This window comes from Anaeromyxobacter soli (assembly GCF_022808855.1).
GTDB classification, from domain to species: domain Bacteria; phylum Myxococcota; class Myxococcia; order Myxococcales; family Anaeromyxobacteraceae; genus Anaeromyxobacter; species Anaeromyxobacter soli.
On record NZ_JAKZLF010000024.1, the window covers coordinates 1 to 18,815 of the forward strand.

Annotated in this window: 17 protein-coding genes; all 17 read right to left on the reverse strand. The window is 72.6% G+C overall.

Features of this window, described 5'->3' with window-relative positions:
- Positions 1–1,815 (reverse strand): tetratricopeptide repeat protein (locus MLV88_RS15955; RefSeq protein ID WP_243337969.1); only part of this gene is annotated, 1,815 nt, incomplete at its 3' end.
- A gap of 207 nt (positions 1,816–2,022) precedes the next feature.
- Entirely contained in the window at positions 2,023–3,402 is a 1,380-nt protein-coding gene (gene accC / locus MLV88_RS15960; protein WP_242340956.1) for an acetyl-CoA carboxylase biotin carboxylase subunit, read from the reverse strand.
- 21 nt (positions 3,403–3,423) lie between these two features.
- Positions 3,424–3,978, reverse strand: coding sequence for an acetyl-CoA carboxylase biotin carboxyl carrier protein (gene accB / locus MLV88_RS15965; protein ID WP_243337970.1), 555 nt, complete (start codon positions 3,976–3,978; stop codon positions 3,424–3,426).
- Between the two features lie 36 nt (positions 3,979–4,014).
- Positions 4,015–4,587 (reverse strand): elongation factor P, encoded by a 573-nt coding sequence (gene efp, locus MLV88_RS15970; RefSeq protein WP_242340959.1) that lies wholly within the window; start codon positions 4,585–4,587, stop codon positions 4,015–4,017.
- 99 nt (positions 4,588–4,686) lie between these two features.
- The gene (locus MLV88_RS15975) at positions 4,687–5,049 is read right to left on the reverse strand and encodes a roadblock/LC7 domain-containing protein (RefSeq protein WP_243337973.1); all 363 of its coding nucleotides are present in this window, start codon (positions 5,047–5,049) and stop codon (positions 4,687–4,689) included.
- A 117-nt stretch (positions 5,050–5,166) separates the two neighbouring features.
- A complete protein-coding gene (locus MLV88_RS15980; RefSeq protein ID WP_242340963.1) occupies positions 5,167–5,781 on the reverse strand; it encodes a hypothetical protein in 615 nt (204 codons plus the stop codon).
- Positions 5,782–5,789: 8 nt separating this feature from the next.
- A complete protein-coding gene (gene pilQ / locus MLV88_RS15985; RefSeq protein WP_243337976.1) occupies positions 5,790–8,495 on the reverse strand; it encodes a type IV pilus secretin PilQ in 2,706 nt (901 codons plus the stop codon).
- 5 nt (positions 8,496–8,500) lie between these two features.
- Positions 8,501–9,037, reverse strand: coding sequence for a pilus assembly protein PilP (locus tag MLV88_RS15990; protein ID WP_242340966.1), 537 nt, complete (start codon positions 9,035–9,037; stop codon positions 8,501–8,503).
- Positions 9,037–9,660 carry a type IV pilus inner membrane component PilO gene (locus tag MLV88_RS15995; RefSeq protein ID WP_242340967.1) on the reverse strand — a complete coding sequence of 208 codons (624 nt, stop codon included), beginning with the start codon at positions 9,658–9,660 and terminating at the stop codon, positions 9,037–9,039. Before MLV88_RS15995 ends, MLV88_RS15990 begins: the two co-directional genes overlap by 1 nt.
- 7 nt (positions 9,661–9,667) lie before the next feature.
- On the reverse strand, positions 9,668–10,249 hold the full coding sequence (locus tag MLV88_RS16000; protein WP_243337978.1) for a PilN domain-containing protein: 582 nt from the start codon (positions 10,247–10,249) through the stop codon (positions 9,668–9,670).
- Between the two features lie 2 nt (positions 10,250–10,251).
- Positions 10,252–11,307 carry a type IV pilus assembly protein PilM gene (gene pilM / locus MLV88_RS16005; protein ID WP_242340969.1) on the reverse strand — a complete coding sequence of 352 codons (1,056 nt, stop codon included), beginning with the start codon at positions 11,305–11,307 and terminating at the stop codon, positions 10,252–10,254.
- A 55-nt stretch (positions 11,308–11,362) separates the two neighbouring features.
- Positions 11,363–11,620 carry a helix-turn-helix transcriptional regulator gene (locus tag MLV88_RS16010; RefSeq protein ID WP_242340970.1) on the reverse strand — a complete coding sequence of 86 codons (258 nt, stop codon included), beginning with the start codon at positions 11,618–11,620 and terminating at the stop codon, positions 11,363–11,365.
- A 226-nt stretch (positions 11,621–11,846) separates the two neighbouring features.
- Positions 11,847–13,217 (reverse strand): sigma-54-dependent transcriptional regulator, encoded by a 1,371-nt coding sequence (locus tag MLV88_RS16015; protein ID WP_243337980.1) that lies wholly within the window; start codon positions 13,215–13,217, stop codon positions 11,847–11,849.
- Positions 13,218–13,265: 48 nt separating this feature from the next.
- A complete protein-coding gene (locus tag MLV88_RS16020; RefSeq protein ID WP_243337982.1) occupies positions 13,266–14,414 on the reverse strand; it encodes a sensor histidine kinase in 1,149 nt (382 codons plus the stop codon).
- Between the two features lie 2 nt (positions 14,415–14,416).
- Positions 14,417–15,412, reverse strand: coding sequence for a prepilin peptidase (locus MLV88_RS16025; protein ID WP_243337984.1), 996 nt, complete (start codon positions 15,410–15,412; stop codon positions 14,417–14,419).
- 46 nt (positions 15,413–15,458) lie between these two features.
- Positions 15,459–17,675 carry a hypothetical protein gene (locus MLV88_RS16030; RefSeq protein ID WP_243337986.1) on the reverse strand — a complete coding sequence of 739 codons (2,217 nt, stop codon included), beginning with the start codon at positions 17,673–17,675 and terminating at the stop codon, positions 15,459–15,461.
- Entirely contained in the window at positions 17,672–18,625 is a 954-nt protein-coding gene (locus MLV88_RS16035) for an ABC transporter ATP-binding protein (RefSeq protein WP_242339432.1), read from the reverse strand. The genes MLV88_RS16030 and MLV88_RS16035 overlap by 4 nt, the downstream gene beginning before the upstream one ends.
- Between the last annotated feature and the right edge of the window lie 190 nt (positions 18,626–18,815).

Here is an 18,815-nt window from a genome sequence, read left to right on the forward strand (position 1 = left end):
GGGCCTCGCCGCGGCGGCGGGCGGGGGCCTCGGCGCGGCGGGACGCGGGGAGGCCGGCGCGGACCTCCTCGCCACGGCCGGGCGCGGCGGCTCCGGCGGCGCTGCGCGCACCGGCGGCCGCGGCTCGTCGTCGACGACCTCGTCCGCCTCGGCGGAGGCGAGCGCCGCTGCCTCGGCGAGCGCGTCCCCGGCGGCGTCGAGGTCGCTCTCGGGCACCTCGATCTCGATGCCGACGTGCACCTCGCGCGCGGGCGCGGGACCGACCGGCTCGTCCTCGACGATCTCCTCGCTCTCGTGGTCCGCCGCGGCGAGCGCGAGCGCGTCGTCCTCGGGCGAGGGGACGAGCTCGTCGGGCTCGATCGGCTCGAGCTCCAACTCCTCGCCGCCGCCCAGGACCGCGTTTAGCTCCTCGAGCTCCGGGAGCTCGGGCGCGAGCTCGCGCAGGCGCGCCACCGCCTCCTCTGCGCGGTCGTGCCGACCGCGCGCGAGGTGGGCGCGCGCGGCGCGGACGCCCGCGGCGGCCGCCTCGTCGCGCCGGTCCGCCGCGGCGTGGACGTCGCGGGCGCGCTCGTGCGCCTCGGGGCAGTCCGGGTCGAGCGCGAGCACCTTGCGCACGTGATCGAGCGCCTTGTCGTGCAGCCCGTACTTCACGTAAACGTCGGTCTCGGTGAGGAGCTTCGCGACCCCGCTCCCGGCCCCCCCCGGCGGCGGCACGGCCGCGGCGGGCGGAGGAGGCGGCGCGATGACCGACGGCGACGGCGCCGGGCTGCGCACCCCGGGCGGCGGTACGGCGAAGGACGGGGCGGGCGGCGGCGCGCGGCCCGGCACGGGCGGAGGCGTGAACGTCGGGCCGAAGGCGAGCGGCGTCGCCGCCGGGTGACCCGGGGCCGCCGGGCGCGCCGGGGCCGCTCGCGACGGCGCGCCGGCGCCGAGCGCCGCAGCCGCGTCCGGATCGCCCGGGGCGAGCTCCTGGACCTTGCGCCAGGCGGCGCGGGCCTCTCCCGCATGGCCGCGCTCCTCGTGGACGCGCGCGAGCTCCTTGTAGACCGAGATCGTCTTCGAGGTCTGACCGAGATCGCGAAACGCCTGGGCGAGGAGCTGCAGCGTCTCGACGTCCTTCGCGTCCACCTTGAAGCAGAGCTGGAGCTTGGCGAGGGCGCGCTTCGTGTCGCCCTTGCCGAGGTAGACGTGCGCGAGCTCGCGGATGAGCGCGTGATCGTCCGGCGTGAGCACCGCGATCCGCTCGGCGACCTTGAGGTACTCGTCGGCGCGGCCGTTCCGCTTCAGGTAGGCGGCGGCGCGGCGGAAGCACTCCAGGGCCGCCGCCGGCTGGCCCGCGCGCGCCTGCATCTCGCCGAGCTTGATCGACGAGGCGATGTTGTCCGGGTCGAGCTCCACCATGCGGCGGAGGACGTCGGTGAGCCGGGCGAGGTCGCCCGCCTTCTCGTGGGCGGCCGCGACGGTCTGGAGCTGGCCCATCGCGTCGCTCATGAGCCCGAGTTGCTGGTAGAGCGCGGCGAGCCGCTCGTTGGCCCGGACGTCGTCCGGGTCGAGCTTCACGATCTGCTTGTAGACGGCGACCGACTTGAGGAAGAAGCCCTGCTCGGCGTAGGTCTCGGCGACCTTCTGGAACGCGGCGGCGGCGGCCTTGTCGTCGCCCTTCTTCTGGTGGAGCTCGCCGACCTTGAGGAGGATGCGGACGTCCTTCGCGTCCTCCGCGAGGATCTTCTCGTAGCTCTTGATCGCCTTGTCGTACGCCCCCTTCTGAACGAGCTTCGTCGCCTCGGCGATGATCTTGTTCTTGTCGACAGCCATCGGGCCGAGGGATCTCGCTGCGCTGGGGGGGCCCCGGGCATGTGCGCACGGGCGCACCGGCGCCAGCGGAAGGGCCCAGGGGCGGCGTCGAGCGTAATGGAAGGTCCGGGGGCGGTCAAGGAGCCACCCCCGCGAACCTACATAGGAATTCGGGTGTTGGAGCGGCCGCGGAGGCGCCCTGCGCGGGCGCGCTCCGGAGCCGTGAGCCTACCCCGCCGCCGAGGTCTTCGGCGCCTCGACGGGCGCGGGCGGGTTCAGGATCTGATCGACGATGCGGGTGTCGTACTGACCGCCCGCGAAGCCGGCGTGCGCGAGGACGCGCTTGTGAAAGGGGATGTTCGTCTTGATCCCCTCGATCACGTACTCGTGCAGCGCCCGCGCCGCCCGCTGCAGGGCGATCTCGCGCGTCGCGCCGGTGATGACGAGCTTGGCGACGAGCGAGTCGTAGTAGGGCTGCACCTTGTACTGCTCGTACGCCATGGTGTCGACGCGCACGCCGTAGCCGCCGGGCTGGTGATAGCCCGTGATCTTGCCGGGCGAGGGCGCGAAGGTGACCGGGTCCTCGGCGTTCACGCGGAACTCGATCGCGTGGGCGTGCGGCACGACCGACTCCTGGGTGCGCTCGAGCGGCTCGCCCGCGGCGAGGCGGATCTGCTCGCGCAGGAGGTCGAGCCCGTAGACCTGCTCCGTCACCGGGTGCTCGACCTGGATGCGCGTGTTCATCTCCATGAAGTAGTAGCGGCCCTTCTCGTCCATGAGGAACTCGATGGTCCCCACGTTGTTGTAGCCGATGCGCCGCATGGCCGAGAGCGCCACCTCGCCCATCTCGCGGCGGAGCGCGGGCGTGACGGCGGGCGACGGCGCCTCCTCGATCATCTTCTGGTGCCGCCGCTGGACCGAGCACTCGCGCTCGCCGAGGTGGATCACGTGGCCGTGCTCGTCGGCGACGATCTGGAGCTCGATGTGGCGCGGCTCCTCGACGTAGCGCTCGAGGTACATCGAGCCGTCGCCGAACGCGGCCAGCGCCTCGTTGCTCGCGGTGTCGAAGAGCTGGCGGATCTGGCCGCGGTCGCGGCAGATCTTCATGCCGCGCCCGCCGCCGCCGGCGGCCGCCTTGAGGATGACCGGGTAGCCGACCTCCTCGGCGATCCGCTCGGCCTCCTCGGAGTCCTTGAGCTTCCCGCGCGCGCCGGGCAGGAGCGGGAGCCCGGCCTGCTCGGCCGCCTCGCGCGCCGCCACCTTGTTGCCCATCAGCCGGATCATCTCCGGCCGCGGGCCGATGAACTTGAGGTTCATCCCGGTGACCATCTCCGCGAACTCGGCGTTCTCGGAGAGGAAGCCGTACCCGGGGTGAATGGCGTCGGCGCCGGTGACGTCGGCGGCCGACAGGAGCGCCCGGACGTTGAGGTAGCTGTCCCGGGACTGCGGCGGCCCGATGCAGATGGCCTCGTCGGCGAAGCGGACGTGGAGCGACTCGGCGTCGGCGGTCGAGTGGACCGCGACGGTGGCGACGCCGAGCTCGCGGCAGGCGCGGATCACCCGGAGGGCGATCTCGCCCCGGTTCGCGACGAGGACCTTCTTGAACATTCGGTGTGCTCCCGCGGGGGACTACCCCGGGACGATACGGAAGAGCTGCTCGCCGAACTCCACCGGCGTGGCGTTCTGGACGAGGATCTCGGCGACGGTGCCGTCGATCTCGGCCTCGATCTCGTTCATGAGCTTCATCGCCTCGACGATGCAGAGCGTCTGGCCCTTCTTGACCTTCTGCCCCACGTCGACGAACGGCGGCGAGTCCGGCGACGGCGCGCGGTAGAACGTGCCGACGAACGGCGAGCTCACGATCGTGCCGGGCTTGTCGCTCTTCACCTCCGCCTTGGCCGCAGGCGCGGGGGCGGCGGCAGGCGCCGGCACGGGCGCCGCCACGGGCGCGGCGTGGACGGCCGGCGCGGCGTGGAGCGCGACCGGCGCGGGCGCGGCGAGCGCGCCGCGGCGGATGACGACCTTCTCCGGCCCCCGCTGCCAGGCGATGTGCGTGACGTCGCTCTTCTCGACGAGCTGCACGAGCTTCTTCACGTCCTCCATGGAGAAGCCCTGCCCCGCGCCGTTCTCCGGGGTGCGCGCGGGCTCCTGCGAGGGCTGCTGCTTCAGCGGGCGGGTCGCCATCGAGTGGATCTCCTTCGGTTCGGGACGGTGGGGCGGCTAGCCGGCGACGCGGGTCAGGTACTCGCCGGTGCGGGTGTCGATGCGGAGGAGCTCGCCCTCGTTGATGAAGAGCGGCACGTTCACGACGTAGCCGGTCTCGAGGGTCGCGGGCTTCGTGGCGCCGGACACCGTGTCGCCGCGGATGCCCGGATCGCACTTCACCACCTTGAGGTCCATCGCGTTCGGCAGCGTGACGCCGATCGCCTTCCCGTTGAAGAACAGGATGTGCGTGGTGGTGTTGTCCTTGATGAAGTTCTTCGCCTCTCCCATCTGCTCCTCGGTGAGGAACGTCTGGTCGTAGGTCTTGTTGTCCATGAAGTTGAAGTGGTCGCCCTCCCGATAGAGGTACTGCATCTCCTTCTCCTCGATGTCGGGCTTGCCCACCACGTCGCCGGACTTGAACGTCTTCTCGATCGTCCGCCCGGTGATGAGGTTCTTGATGCGCGTCCGCACGAACGCCGAGCCCTTCCCCGGCTTCACGTGCTGGAACTCGATGATCTCCCAGGGCTCGCGATCGATCTCGATCTTGAGGCCGCGGCGGAACGCCGAGGTGTCGAGCGTGTCGGCCATTGCTGTGTCGCTCCTTCGAAAGTCCGATGTGAAAGATGATCCGCCCCGCTGCGCTCCGGCAGCGGGGGCTGCCTGTTCCGACGGTCGGCCGCCCGTCCGCTAGAGCTCTTCCTCGAGCTTCGGCGCGGTCACGCGGAGCAGGTAGCGCGCCTTCCCGAGGTTCCCGCCGGGCGTGAGCGCCACGACCATGAAGTACTCCGGGGAGACCTGGCGGGCCACGGCGACGAGCCGGTCCGTCGAGATCGCCACCTCCGCGACGCCGCCCGCCTCGTGCGCCTCGGCCGCCTCCCGCGCGCCGCGGAGGACGCCCGAGTACTCGACGAGCAGCGACCGCACGTCAGCGACGTCGCCCAGACCGGTGAGGTGCGTGTCGACCTCGATGCCGTCCATGCCCATGAGCGAGCACGCGACGGCTCCGTCGACGCTCCGGCAGACCTGCTCGAGATGGGCGCGGAAGCTCATGTGCGAAGGCTCCGCCGGCCAAAAACCTCCGTCATTACGAGCACGGACACGCGGAGCGGGCTCGTACTTAGCCCGCCCGCGCGCTCAACGTCAAGCGTTCGGCCGGAACGCGGCGCGTCAAGGCGTGGTGGTGGTGGTGGTCGGCGCCGCGCACGCGACGCCGAGCGGCACCTGCCCCACGGTGCCGCCGCAGGTGCCGACCACCGTCTCGCCCGTCGGGCACTGCGGCGGGCCGACGGGCCCCACGATGATCGGGGTCTCGTACGCGGCGGTCTCGAAGGTCGACTGGTCCGCGAACCGCCCCTTGAGCTTCAGCTTCGCGACGAGCTGACCGGCCACGAGCGGCGGCTGGAGCAAGAGCCCCACGACGGTGCTGCCGTCCGCGGGGATCATCGCCTGGGTGTGTCCCGCCGAAGTCCCGCTCGCGGCGCCGTCGTACTCGACCTCGTACTCCGTCACGTAGGCGTCGTTCGTGTTGAGCCGGCCTGCGGACAGGTCCGTGTTGTCCGGCAGCTGGTTGTTGACCTGCATGTACACGGAGAGCGTCGCCGTGAGGCTCGGGTCGATGCGCAGCGGCCCCATGTGCACCATCGTGCAGGTCGACTCGAAGACGCAGTCGGCGCCGGAGGCGTCGGGCGGGGCGCAGATGGCGAACGGCTGGATCGACGCGGCGTTGTCGGCGCAGGCGAGCGCGAGCGACGCGAGGGCGAGGGCCGCGAGTCTCGTCTTCATGGCAGCTCCTAGTTCCCCGCGGCGACCGCGGTCGACCGGTTCAGGATGCGGGGGGTGATGAAGATGAGGAGCTCGGTGTGATCGTCCTGCTCGCTCGTGTTGCGGAAGAAGTAACCGAGCAGCGGGAGCTTCCCGAGGAAGGGGACCTCGCTCGTGCGGTTCGCGGTCTGGCGGGTGTAGATGCCGCCGATGACGGTGGTCTCGCCGTCCTTCACGAGCACCTCCGTCTCCGCCTCGCGCTTCGAGATCGACGGCTGCCCGTTCGCGCCGGTGAGCTGGGGGTTCGGCTGGTTGTTGGTCGCCTTGATCTTGAGGAGGATCGAGCCGTCCGCGGAGACGTGCGGGGTCACCTTCAGCTCGAGCTTCGCCTCGATGAAGGTGGTGTTCACGCCCGAGGCCGACACCTGCGAGAACGGGATCGAGATGCCCTGCCCGATCGTCGCCTCCTTGTTGTCGATGGTGGCGATCTTCGGCGCGGAGATGGTCTTCACGACGCCGTTGTTCTCGAGGGCGGAGAGCCGCAGGTTCAGGTTGAAGGCGCCGCCCGCGGAGCCGAACACGAAGCCGAGCGCGCCGCCCTGGCCGTCGCCCACCGGCGCGGGGAGCGACACCGCGTAGTTCGGGTTCGCCGCGGTCCCGAAGCTGTTGCCCGGGCCGGCGCCACCCGCGGCCGCGACGTTGTTCGGGAACGAGAGCCCCGTCGGGTTGCCGGTCACCTGCGTGAAGGAGGCGTTGCCGCCCCACTGCACGCCGAGCGCCTTGTTGAAGTTGGACGAAGCCTCGACGATGCGGCTCTCGATGAGCACCTGCGGGATCTCGGTGTCGAGGTTCCGCACGAGCCCCTCGGCGCGCACGAGCGCCTCCGGGACGTCCTTCACGATGAGGACGTTGGTGCGCTCGTCGGTGGAGACCGAGCCGCGCTCGGTGAGCACGTCCTTCACGCGGCCGGAGACGTCGCCGGCGCGCGCGAAGTTGATCGGGATGATCCGGACCTTGAGCGGCATGAGCGGGATGCGGGCCTTCTCGGCCTCGACGCGCGCGAGCTGCTCCTTCGCGATGTCCTCGAACCTCGCGATGCGGATGACGTTGCCGAGCTCCTCCTTGCCGAGCCCCTTCGACTTGAGGACGAGGTCGAGCGCCTGGTCCCAGGGCACGTTGCGGAGGGCGACCGTCACCTTCCCGGTCACGTCGTCGGCGACGACGATGTTCTTCTTGGAGACGTCGGCGATGAGGCGCAGCAGGTTGCGGATGTCGATGTCGTGGAAGTCGAGGGTGATGCGGCGGCCGGTGTAGCCGCGCGACTGCGGCGCTCCGGAGAGCGCGTAGGCGGGGGCCTCGGCCGCGAAGCCCGCCGCCTGCGCCTCGCTGGCGCGCACCTCCGGGACCGGCGCGGGCCCTGCCGCGGACGACTCCTTGTCCGTGGAGGCGAACGTCCAGGCGAGGCCGCCCTTCGTCTCCACGATCTCGTCCTTCGCCGCGCCGCGCAGCGTGGCGACGACCTTCACCTGGCCGGTGGACGGCTGGTTGAAGGAGGAGACCATGAGGACCGGCCCCTGGAACGCGCTGGTGTCGAGCGAGCGCTCGAGCTTCTTCGGGATCTCCGCGTCCTCGAGCGACAGCACGATGGTGCGCGGGTCGGGGCGGGAGAGCGTGTAGCGCGCCTTCCCGCCGATCTCGATGCGGGCGGCCTTGCCCTGCTGGCCGAAGCGGACGTCGGAGATGCGGGCGCGGGTGGCCGGGGCCTTCTTCGCAGTGGCGGGCGCGGTCGGGGTCGCGGTCGCGGTCGGGGTCGGGGTCGCGGTCGCCGCGGCCACCTGCGCCTGAGTCGGGGCCGGCGCCGCCTTCGCGGCGTGGGCCTCGGCCCCCGCGACGATCGCGACGCCGCCAGCGACGCGCTTCACCTCGTACTGCGGGAGCCCTCCGGCGGCGTCGAGCACCGCCCGGATCTTGCCGTCGTCCTTCCCGAAGCGGACCTGCGTGAACGCGCCCGAGAGCTTCACGGCGCCCTTCGGCGCGCGCGTCACGCCGTGCAGGTCCAGCACGAGGCGCGCGGGGTCGCGCAGCTCGAGGATCTCGATCCGGCCCAGCTCGCCGTCGGTGGCGAGCACGAGGCCGTCCTTGCCCGGGCGCACGGCGCGGAGCGTGCGGGCCGAGCCCGCGCCGCCCTCGTCCACGCGGCGGGAGACGACGTGATCGTCGGATGAAGGGGTCGGGCTCTGGGCCGCAGTCCGGGTCGTGGTCGCGGCCGTTGCCGCGGCCGCAGTCGAGGTCGACGCCGGGATCGGGATCGCAGCGGCAGTGGCCGCGGTGGCAGGCTTCGCGCCCTCCGCGAGCACCCGCACCACCACCGCGTCGCCGCGGGGCGTGACCTCGTACGGACGGGCGGCGTCGAGCGCGACGATGACGCGCCCGACCGCGTTCCGGTCGTCCTGGTACTGCGCGGTCGTGATCTCCGCGACGCCGCCCTTGTTCACGGCGACGGGCGAGGCGAGCTTCGAGACGTCGGCGCCGGCGAGGTCCACCACCAGCCGCGGTGGATCCTGGAGCTTGAAGACCGTGTAGGACGGCGGGCGCGTCCCCTGGATCGCGACCTCGATCGCGCCGTCGCGCTCCGCGACGTCGAGCGCGTGGATCGCGTTCGGCTCAGCGGCGAGCGCCGGGACCGCGAGGGCGCCCGAGAGAACCACGGCGAGGCGCAGGTGGTGGACGTTCATGGGTGCTACTCCTCGAGGTTCATCGCCGCCTCGCGCGGGAGGCGGATGACGGTCTGGGTCCGGTCACGGGTCCCATCGGCGCGGATCGCCCACTCGGTGACGACCACCTCGCCCGAGCGGACGGCGGCGACGGTACCCCCGTTCTTCCCGATGCACACGCCGCGGCGAAGCGTGTAGCCGACGCCGTTCGGCGCCTGCACCATGGCCACGGGGTTCTCGAGCCCGGTCACGACGGCGACGAGCTTCAGCTGCTCGATCTCGAACTTGCCGAGGGGGGTGGCGCAGCGGGTGGCGAGCTCACCGCCCTGCTTGGAGAGCTCCGTGAGGTAGCTGCGGAACGGATCGCGCTTGCCGACCGACGAGTACGACCACTCGGGCGCCTTCACCGGCGCCTTGGAGGTAGCGGCGGCGGGCGCCGCCGGCTGGGGAGCCGCGGCAGCGGTGGCGCCCGGCGCGGGCGGCGGCCGCTGGGCCGGCTTCGGGGAGCTCCCGCAGGCCACCGCCAGGCCGAGCAGCACGAGGAGCGCGAGACGCGGGCTCATCACTTCGCTCCTCCGGCGCCGGCGCCAGGCGCTTGCGTCTCGACGAACATGAACGCCGTCGCGAGGAACCTGGCGCTCAGGACGACCTTGCCGTTCACGTCCTTCGGGGCGTCGAGCGAGATGTCGTTCACGTTCACGATCCGGCGCATCCGCCCGAGCGCGTCGAAGAACGTCGCGATCTCGTGGAAGTTGCCGGTGACCGTCATGGGGATGGGCAGGCGGGCGTAGAAGCGATCGCGGACGGGCGCCTGCGGCTCGATCGTGCCGATCTCCAGCCCCGACTTCCGCGCGCGGTCCTGGAACAGGAGCAGGAGCTCGTCGACCTTCTTCTCCTCGGGGAGCTCCGCGAGCGCCTCGCGGAGCTGCTGCTCGAGGAGCTCCTTCTCGCGGCGGAACTGGTTCAGGTTGTTCGCGATGGCGGTCTTCTCGGTGAACTCACGGTCGAGCTGCGCCTGCTCGCGCCCGGCGCGCACGATCCGCTCGTTCAGCTCCGAGATGGACGGACCGAAGGTCATGGAGAGCACGAAGTAGTTGAGGACGGTGAGCAGGGAGACGACGAGGCCGACCACCGCTACCTTGGTGCGGACGGGCTCCTTCGCGATTCGCTCGATGAGCTGGTCCATGGCGCCTCTAGCCCCCCTGACGCGCGCCGGCGGCCGGCGCCGGACGGACGGCGTACGCGACGTTGGCGGTCATCATGAAGTCCACGACCCGGAACCCGTTCTCCACCTTCGACGCCGTCTTCTTGAGCTCGATCTCGCGGAACTGCGTCGAGCCCTTGAGCGCCGCCATGAGCTCCGAGACGTCGTCGATCGTCGCGGCCGTGCCCTCCAGCGTCACCGCCCCGCCCTTCTCCTCCAGCCTCCACAGCCAGAGCCGCTTCGGCGTGAGCGTGGCGAGCTCGTCGAGCATCTTCACCGGACCGGTGCGGGCGGTCTTGAGCTGGGCGAGGACTTCCAGCTTCTCCCGAAGCTCCGCCTGCTGCGCCTTGATGTCCTTCACCTCGCCGATGATGCGGTCGAGCTGCGCGATCTCGCCGCGCGTGCGGGCGATGGCGGCCTTCTTCGCGGCGAGCTCGCTCGCGCGCGAGGCCGCCCAGAGATAGTTGAGGACGACGCCCAGCACGAGCACGAGCGCGAACAGGAGGAGCTGCTGCTTGCCCGCCTCCTTCTTCTTCGAGACGCGGGCGGGGAGGAGGTTGATGCGGACCATGGCTACTTGTCCCCCGCGCTGCGCAGGGCGAGCCCGACCCCGACCGCCGCCGACGGCGCCGCGGCGAGGAGCACGCCCGCGTCGAACTTCCGGTTGTCGACGTCCACGTTCTTGAACGGGTTCAGGAGCTCGACGTGCACGCCGGCCCGCGCCTCGAGCACCTTCTGGAGCGCCGGGATCCGGGCGGTGCCGCCCGAGACGAAGACCCGCCCGATGCGCGCGTCACCCGAGGTGGAGGCGAAGAAGTCGAGCGAGCGCTGGATCTCACCGCCCATCTGCTCGGCGACGGCCTGGATCACCCGCTCGACCTCCTGCGGGACCACGGCGTCGGTCTCACCCTGCCCGCCGACCTTGAGGGCCTCGGCCTCGTCGTAGGAGATGTTGAGCTGCTTCTGGATCTCCTCGGTGAAGGCGTTCCCGCCCATGGTGATGTCGCGGGTGAAGGTCGTCGCGCCGCCGGAGAGGATGTTGATGTTGGAGACGGCCGCGCCGACGTTGATGAGGACCACCGTCTGGCCGTCGAGGTCGTAGTTCGCCTCGAACGCGTTCTGCACCGCGAACGCGTCCACGTCGACGACGGTGGCCGTGAGCCCGGCCTCCGCGCAGACCGACGTGTAGTCGTTGATCATGTCCTTCTTCGCGGCGACCAGCAGGACGTCCATCTGCCCGGCGGCGTTCGCCTCGGGCGAGAGGATCTGGGTGTCGATGTTCACGTCCTTCACGTCGAAGGGGATGTACTGCTCCGCCTCCCACTGGATGGACTCGTCGAGCTCCTCCTGCGTCATCCGCGGCATCGAGATCTTCTTGATGATCACGGAGTGGCCGCCGATGCCGATGGCGACCTCCTTCGTCTTCACCTTGTGCTGCGCGACGAGCTCCTGGATCGCCGAGACGATCGCGCCCGAGTTCATGAGCGCGCCGTCCACGATCGCCTCGGGCGGCAGCGGCGCGGTCCCGAACGCCTGCAGCGCGTACCCGCCCTTCTTCTCCTTGAGCTGGACGAGCTTGACGCCGGACGAGCCGATGTCGAGGCCGACGGCGAGCTTCCTCTTCGCCATGGCGGTTCCCTTCAGGCGACGGCCGGGCGGCGCCCGGCGTCCAGTTGACGGTAGGTCACGCGCGCCCTCCGCGGCCGCGTGCGAAGACCTTGAAGCGATCGGAGGGCGTGAGGCCCAGGGCGAAGATGATCTTGCGCTGCGTGTCCATGCGGCAGTCGAGGCCGCTCTCGATGCGGGCGACCGTCAGCGGCGACACCCCGGCCTTGCGCGCGAGCTCCGCCTTCGTGAGGAGCTGCTCCTCGCGCAGCCGCCGGACGTTGTTCACGGCGCGCCGGTGCGCGTCGTTCCGCTGTCTGGACGGTCGGGCAGGCATGCGAGCGCACGCTAAGCCAAGGCCGATGAAGGGATCAAGAAAGCGACCTGTGCGCGAGTCGGCAGGTGTGGGGAAACGACGCGTCGTCGAGATCGAGTGATATCTAATTGATAGTTTTCACTCTGGGTCGGTGGAGAGAGCTTGACGGGTGGAGGGAATGGAGGGCCGCGCCCAGCGCGCGGGGGACCTCGAGCTCGACCCCGCCCGCGAGCCAGCGCGAGCGAGGCTACCCGAGCCCGTAGTCCTTGATCTTGTAGAGCAGCGCCCGGTACGAGAGCTCGAGCAGCTCGGCCGCGCGGGTCCGGTTCCCGCCGGTCCGCTCGAGCGCGGCGCGGATGAGCTGCTCCTCCACGGCGCGGATGGCCCGCTTCACGGAGAGGGAGTCGTCCGGGAGCGCGGCCGGCCGCGTCGAGCCGGGCGGCCCGCGGACCGCGTCCGGCAGGTCCTCCTCGCCGATGATCGCCCCCTCGGCGAGCACCACCGCGCGCTCGACCACGTGCTCGAGCTCGCGGACGTTGCCGGGCCAGCGGTGGGACCGCAGCGCCGCCTCGGCCTCCGGGGAGAAGGACATCCCCACGAGCTCCGGCCGGAGCGGCGCGTAGCGCGCGAGGAAGTGCGCCGCGAGGGCCGGCACGTCCTCGGGGCGCTCCCGGAGCGGCGGCAGCCGGACGCCGACGACGTTGAGGCGCCAGTAGAGATCCTCGCGGAAGCGGCCCTCCGCGACGGCGCGGGCGAGGTCGCGCGCGGTCGCCGCGACGACCCGGACGTCCACCTTGCGCGCCCGCGTGTCGCCGACCGGGCGGACCTCCTCCTCCTGCAGGAAGCGGAGGAGCTTCACCTGGAGGTGCAGCGGCAGCTCGCCGATCTCGTCGAGGAAGAGCGTGCCGCCGTCGGCCTCGGCCGCGAGCCCCTTCTTGTTGCGGGTCGCGTCGGTGAACGCGCCACGCACGTGCCCGAACAGCTCCGACTCGAGGAGCTCGCCGGGGATGGCCCCGCAGTTCACGGCGACGAAGGGCAAGGCCGCGCGCGGCGAGCGCTCGTGCAGCGCCCGCGCCACGAGCTCCTTGCCCGTGCCGGACTCGCCCTCGAGCAGCACCGTCGTCTTCTGCGGCGCCACCTTCGCGACCTGCCGCAGCACGCCCTGCATCGCCTCGGACGCCCCGACGATCGCCTCCGGGCGGTACTCCGCGGCGAGCTCCGTCCGCAGCCGGCGGTTCTCGCGCGCGAGCCGCTCGCGCTCCTCCGCCTTCCCGAGGACGAGCAATACCTCGTCCGGCTTGAAGGGCTTCGAGAGGAAGTCGTACGCGCCGGCCTTCATCGCCTCGAGCGCCGCGTCGTGCGAGCCGTACGCGGACATGACGATGACGGTCAGCTCCGGCTCGCGCCGCTGGATCTCCCGGAGCAGCGCGAGCCCGTCCATGCCGGGCATCCGCACGTCGGTGAGGACGAGGTCGTACTCGCGGAGCTCGAGCTCGCGCAGCGCGTCGGCGGCGGTGGCGACGGCGCGCGCCTCCCGCCCGTGATCCGTCAGGATCACGGAGAGGAGGTGGCGCATGGAGGGCTCGTCGTCGACGACGAGGACGCTGCGGAACGTCACGGCGGGCACTCTAGCACGCGCCTCCGCTCCGCTCCGCGCCGCGCCCCGTCAGCCGGCGGCGCCGTCCCGCGGCGCGCGCCGCAGGCGGAGGACCACGCGCGCGCCGCCGCCCGGCGCGTTACCCGCGCGGATCTCACCCCCGAGCGCCTCGACGATGCCGCGGCAGATGGCGAGGCCGAGCCCGGTCCCCTCCCCCGCCGGCTTCGTCGTGAAGAAGGGCTCGAAGACGCGCGCCAGATCCGCCGCGGCGAACCCGGGGCCGCCGTCCTCGACGGCGAGCTCGACGGCCGGGCCGTCCTCGCGCGCGCTCACCCGCACCGCGCCCGCGCCCCCCGTCGCGTCGCCGGCGTTGAGGAGCAGGTTCAGGAGCACCTGCGCGAGCCGCTGCTCGTCCGCGAGCACGGCGGGGAGGTCCTCCGGGATCGCCTCGGTCACGTCCACGGCGCGGAAGCGCGCCTGCGCCCGCGCGAGCCGGAGCGCGGCGTCGAGCGGGCCGCGCACGTTCACGGGCCGCACCTCCGGCGCGCTCGGCCGCGCGAGGTCCAGGAGGTCCCGGACGAGCCGGTCGATCCGCGCCGTCTCGGCGGCGATCCGCTCGGCGAACTCCGCCGCCTGCGCGAGCGCCGCGGGGCGGCCGTCCCGGAGCCGCGCGCGCGCGAGCTCCGCGTACCCGGAGATCGCGCCGAGGGGGTTTCCGACCTCGTGGGCGATGCCGGAGGCGAGCTGGCCGGCCGTCGCGAGCCGCTCGGCGCGCACGAGCGACTCCCGCGCGTCGACGAGGGCGCCGTTCGCGCGCTCGAGCTCGGCCACCTTCTCGGCGAGGCGGAGCCGCTCCTCGACGAGCGCTCCGGCGAGCCGCTCGAACGCGACCGCCGCCCCCGCGACGCCCCGGCCGGCGGGTGCGGCGGGCTCGCCGGTGGGGGCGAGCAGCGGCAGCGCCTCCGCGTGCGCACCCGCCCCGAGCCGCTCCGCCGCCTCGAGGAGGCGGTCCACGGGGCGCGCGACGGCACGGAACAGGAGCGCCGCCCCGAGCGCGACGCCGGCGCAGGCGCCCGCGACGACGACGAGCGCGAGCGCCCTGGGCGTGAGCGCGCCGCGGGCGGCGAGCGGGAGCCCCGCGGCGAGGACCACCGCGGCCACGGCCGCGCCCGCCGCGGCGAGATCGAGCAGGAGGACGGGGCGGACTCCCGGACGCATGCTCAGCGGAACGCGCCGAGGGCGGGGAACGCGCGCGCGAGGAGCTCCGCCCCGTAGAGCCACTCGATGGCCCCGAGCGCGAGGAAGGGGCCGAAGGGGACCGCGTTCTTCGGAGGGACCCAGTCCTCGTCGGCGGCCGGGTGCTCCGGCGGCGCGGGGGTGTCCTCCGTCGGCCCTGCGGACGTCTCCGGCGCGGCATCGGCCGGCGGCGTCTCGAGCCTTGCCGCCGTCTCGCCAGCGGGCACCTCGATCTCGGCGGGAGCGGACGCGGCAGGGCCCTCGGCCGGAGCAGCCTCGGTGCCCGCACGCGGCGGCCGCTCCCCGGTCTCGCCCTTGCCGAGCAGCACGAGCGCTATCCCGACGGCGCTCCCCTGGACGGACGCGAGGAGCACCACCGGCAGAAGCGCCCCGAGCCCGAGCCACGCGCCCAGCCCGCCGAGGAGCCAGACGTCGCCGAACCCGAGCGCCTCCTTCTTCAGGATCTTCTCCCCACCCCACGAGAGCGCCGCGAACGCGCCCCAGCCGACGCCCGCGCCCCAGAGCGACGACGCCAGCGACGGCGCGGCGCTCCAGCCGAGCGCGGAGGCGACGATTCCGGCGCCGAGGAGCGGCCAGGTGATGACGTGCGGCAGGAGCCAGGTGTCGAGGTCGATGAAGGCGAGCGCGACGAGCGCGAGGACGAGCGCGAGCTCCGCGCCCGCCGCCGGCGCGATCCCATGCCGGCGCCAGGCCAGGTAGCCCGCGGCGGCGCCGAGGAGCTCGACGAGCGGGTACCGGATCGAGATCGGCAGCGCGCACCTGCGGCAGCGGCCGCGCAGCAGGAGCCAGGAGACGACCGGGACGTTGTCGTACCAGGCGATGGGCTCCCCGCACCGCGGGCACCGCGATCGGGGCCGGACGACGGAGAGGCCCGCCGGGACCCGCGCGATGACGACGTTCAGGAAGCTCCCGAAGAGCGCCCCGACGAGCGTGAACCACGCCGCGACGAGGGCGTCCACCGGCCCGCTCATCCGCGCCTCCCGCGGCGATGCTCGACCCTTCGGCTCATGTCCGTGGCAGGTCGCCGAGCGCGATGGTCGCGCCGGTCCGGACCGCGTCCTCGGGGAGCTCGAACTCGACGGGCCGGCCGCCGTTCGAGGAGACGGTCCACCGCGCCTCGGACCGGAGGCCGGGCCGCAGCATGCCGCTCGGGAAGGGCAAGACGAGGGTCCACGCTCCGTCACGCCCGGCGTCCGTCCAGGCCTTGTAGGTGTGGGCGCGGCGGTTCTCGGTGAAGCGGAGCTCCGCGATGACGCGCGCCCCGGCGGCGGCCGTACCGCTGACGGCTGCGCCACGGACGCGCTCGTACGTCCAGAGGAAGGGCAGCGGGAAGGCGATGCCGTTCACGATGGCGGAGGAGGCGTAGCGCGGCATGAGGTGCGGCAGGTGCGGCACGTCCCAGCCCGGCACGGCCGAGCCCGCGATGAGCAGCGGCGACAGCGGGGCTGACCTCATGTAGCTCGCGTTCAGCGCCCCCCGCGCGAACGCGTTCGCGTCACCGGCGCCGGAGATCTCGCTTCCGGCGGTGGCGGCGCCCGCCACGACGGCGCCGATGCGGTTCCTCACCATGTACGCGTCGAGGTCGCCCGGGGTTCCCTTGAAGATGTCCACCGCGTTCCAGAAGGCTCGCTCGTCCAAATACGACCCGAAGCCGTTCACGACGACGGGCACGTCCGCCTGGACCTCGAGCTGGTGGCCGAAGGTCCAGTTGGACAGGACTCCACGGTCCGGCGAGGAGAGCGGCAGATCGCGGAGGTTGAACGCGGCCTCGAGGATGGGCTCGGGCTTCACGCGCGGCGCGAGCTGGACGAGGAGCCGGGTGGGTGGATCCGCGACGAAGAAGACGAGCAGCAGCAAGGAAGGAACTGCGCTCGCGCGCAGCCACGGCCAGCGCCGGCCGAGCTGCCGGCACGTCGCCGTCACCGCGAGCCCCGTCGTGACCGCGACGAACGGCACCGCGACGCGGCTGAAGCGGGTCTGGAGGAGCGAGAGCGCCGCGAGCGCGGCGGTGAAGTACAGCAGCGCCGCGATGCGCGGGCGCTTTCCGAGGCGCACCGCCACCACGAGCGACGCCAGCGGCAGGAAGAACCCGGCCCACCCGAGCGACCAGTACGACTGCATCCAGCGCGTCTCGTCCGTCGGCAGGCGCCCGAAGAGCGGCTTGAACTCGGCGACCGTGGCGAGCCACGGGTCCCGCCGGAACAGCCAACCCTGGACCCCGCTCGCCACCTCGAGGAGCGCGCCTCGCTGGAACGCGACGACGACGGCGACGGCGGACCCGAGGGCCGCGGCGGCGGCGACGAGGCGGGCTCGCCGCCGGCCGGGCTCGGCAGCCGCGATCCACGCCCACGCGCAGAGCCCGAGGCCGGCGGCGCCGAGGAGCGCGGGCTGGAGGAGCGACGGGAACTTGAAGCTGACGAGGTGACCGTGGTCCAGGACGGCGGGGATCGAGAGCAGCGCGGAGAGCGCGCCGGCCGCCAGGAGGGCGGGACCGCCCGAGCCGACGATCCCGCCGTCCTTCCTGGCGGCCCACGCGAGCGGCAGCGTCGCGAGGGCGACGTAGATCGGGGAGCCGCTGAACACCCAGACGGCCAGCGCCGCCACGATCGCGCCCTCGAGCTCGAACCAGGCGCGGGCCGGCGGCACGACGCCCCGGCGAACGGGCACGCGCGCGAGCGCCCACGTCGCGAGGAGCGTCATCGCGAGGGCCTCCACGACGTGGTGGTCGATGCGCCCCAGGCGCGAGTGCACGACCGCCTCCGGAAGCAGCGCCGCGGCGACGCCCGCGGCGAGCGCGGCGCTCTTCCACGAAGGGCCGGGCGCGACGCGCCTGGCGAGCCGCACCGTGGCCCACACGGTGAGGAGCCCCAGGAGCACGGGCCAGAGCGCGACGGCGATCCGGGTCCGAGCAGGGTCCGCTCCTCCCGCCGCGAGCGCGAACGCGGCCGCGGAGAGGTCGAACCCGTCCGCCCAGGGGCAGAAGCCACCCTCCGGCCAGTTCATGAGCGGATCGAAGTGCGGGACGCGCGGGAAGCGCTTCACCGTCTCGAGCACGCGGTGGAGGTGGTACGAGGAGTCGCCGTCGATCTGCGGCGCGAGCTCTCCCCGCCCGAGCACGGCGGGGAAGTTCGCGACGCGCGCCCACGCGGCGAGGAGGAGGATCGCGACGAGCGCCGCGAGCCCCGGCGCGGCGCCCCGCAGCCTCGAAGGATTCCAGCTCATGCGACGGCGCGGGCCGCGCCGCTCTCCGGGCGCGCCTCGGAGGACTCACCGAGCCTGCGGAGGAAGAAGTCCTCGAGCGTCTCGCGGTGGCGGGTGAGCGAGACGAGCCTGCTGCCGGAGCCGACGAGGCCGCGCACCGCGGCGTCCGCGGCCTGCTCGTCGTCGAACGCGACGGTGACCCGCGGCCCGTCGCACGCGACGATGCGCCCTCGCGAGAGGTGCTCGGACCCGCCGCAGAGCTCGACCGTCAGCTCGACGCTCCGGACGCGCGGCGAGAGCAGCTCGCCGATGCGGCCCACGTCGCGCAAACGGCCCCGCATGATCACGCCGACCCGATCGCAGAGGGCCTCCACGTCGGGCAGGATGTGCGTCGAGAAGAAGACCGTCTTGCCCGCCCGCTTCAGCTCGAGGATCAGGTCGCGGACCTCCTTGCGCCCCACGGGGTCGAGCCCGCTCATCGGCTCGTCCAGGATGACGAGCGCTGGATCGGCGACCAGCGCCTGCGCGATCCCGAGCCGCTGCTGCATGCCCTTCGAGTACTTCCGGATCTGCCGGTCGGCGGCGCTCGAGAGCCCCACGAGCTCGAGCAGCTCGTCGCAGCGGCGGGGCGCCAGCGGGCGCGGCACCTCCGAGAGCGCCGCGAACAGCCGGAGCGCCTCGCGGCCCGTCAGGAACTCGTGGTACGCGGGGTGCTCGGGGAGATAGCCGATCCGCTTCTTCGAGGCGTTGCTGGGGATCGGCGCGTCGAAGATGGAGGCCTCGCCCGCGGTCGGGTAGATGAGCCCCATCAGCATCTTGATGGTGGTCGTCTTGCCCGCGCCGTTCGGCCCCACGAAGCCGAAGATCTCGCCCTCGTGCACCTCGAGGCTGACATCCTCGACCGCCCGCACCTTCCTTCGCCTGAAGCCGACCTCGAACGTCTTCGACAGGCCCTGGGTCCGCAGGATCATTCGAGCGCATCTTCAGACGCACCCGGCACGCTGTCAAAGCGCGGGCGGTCGGAACGGCTGACGAGAATCGTCACCTGTTCCGACCCGGACCGACCGAACGCGGCAGGGGACGCCGGAGGCCGTCCTCGTGTTTCGGAGGGGTTGGAGAGGCCGTGGCCCCTGGCATCCCGCTCGCAGAGGGCTGCCGCAT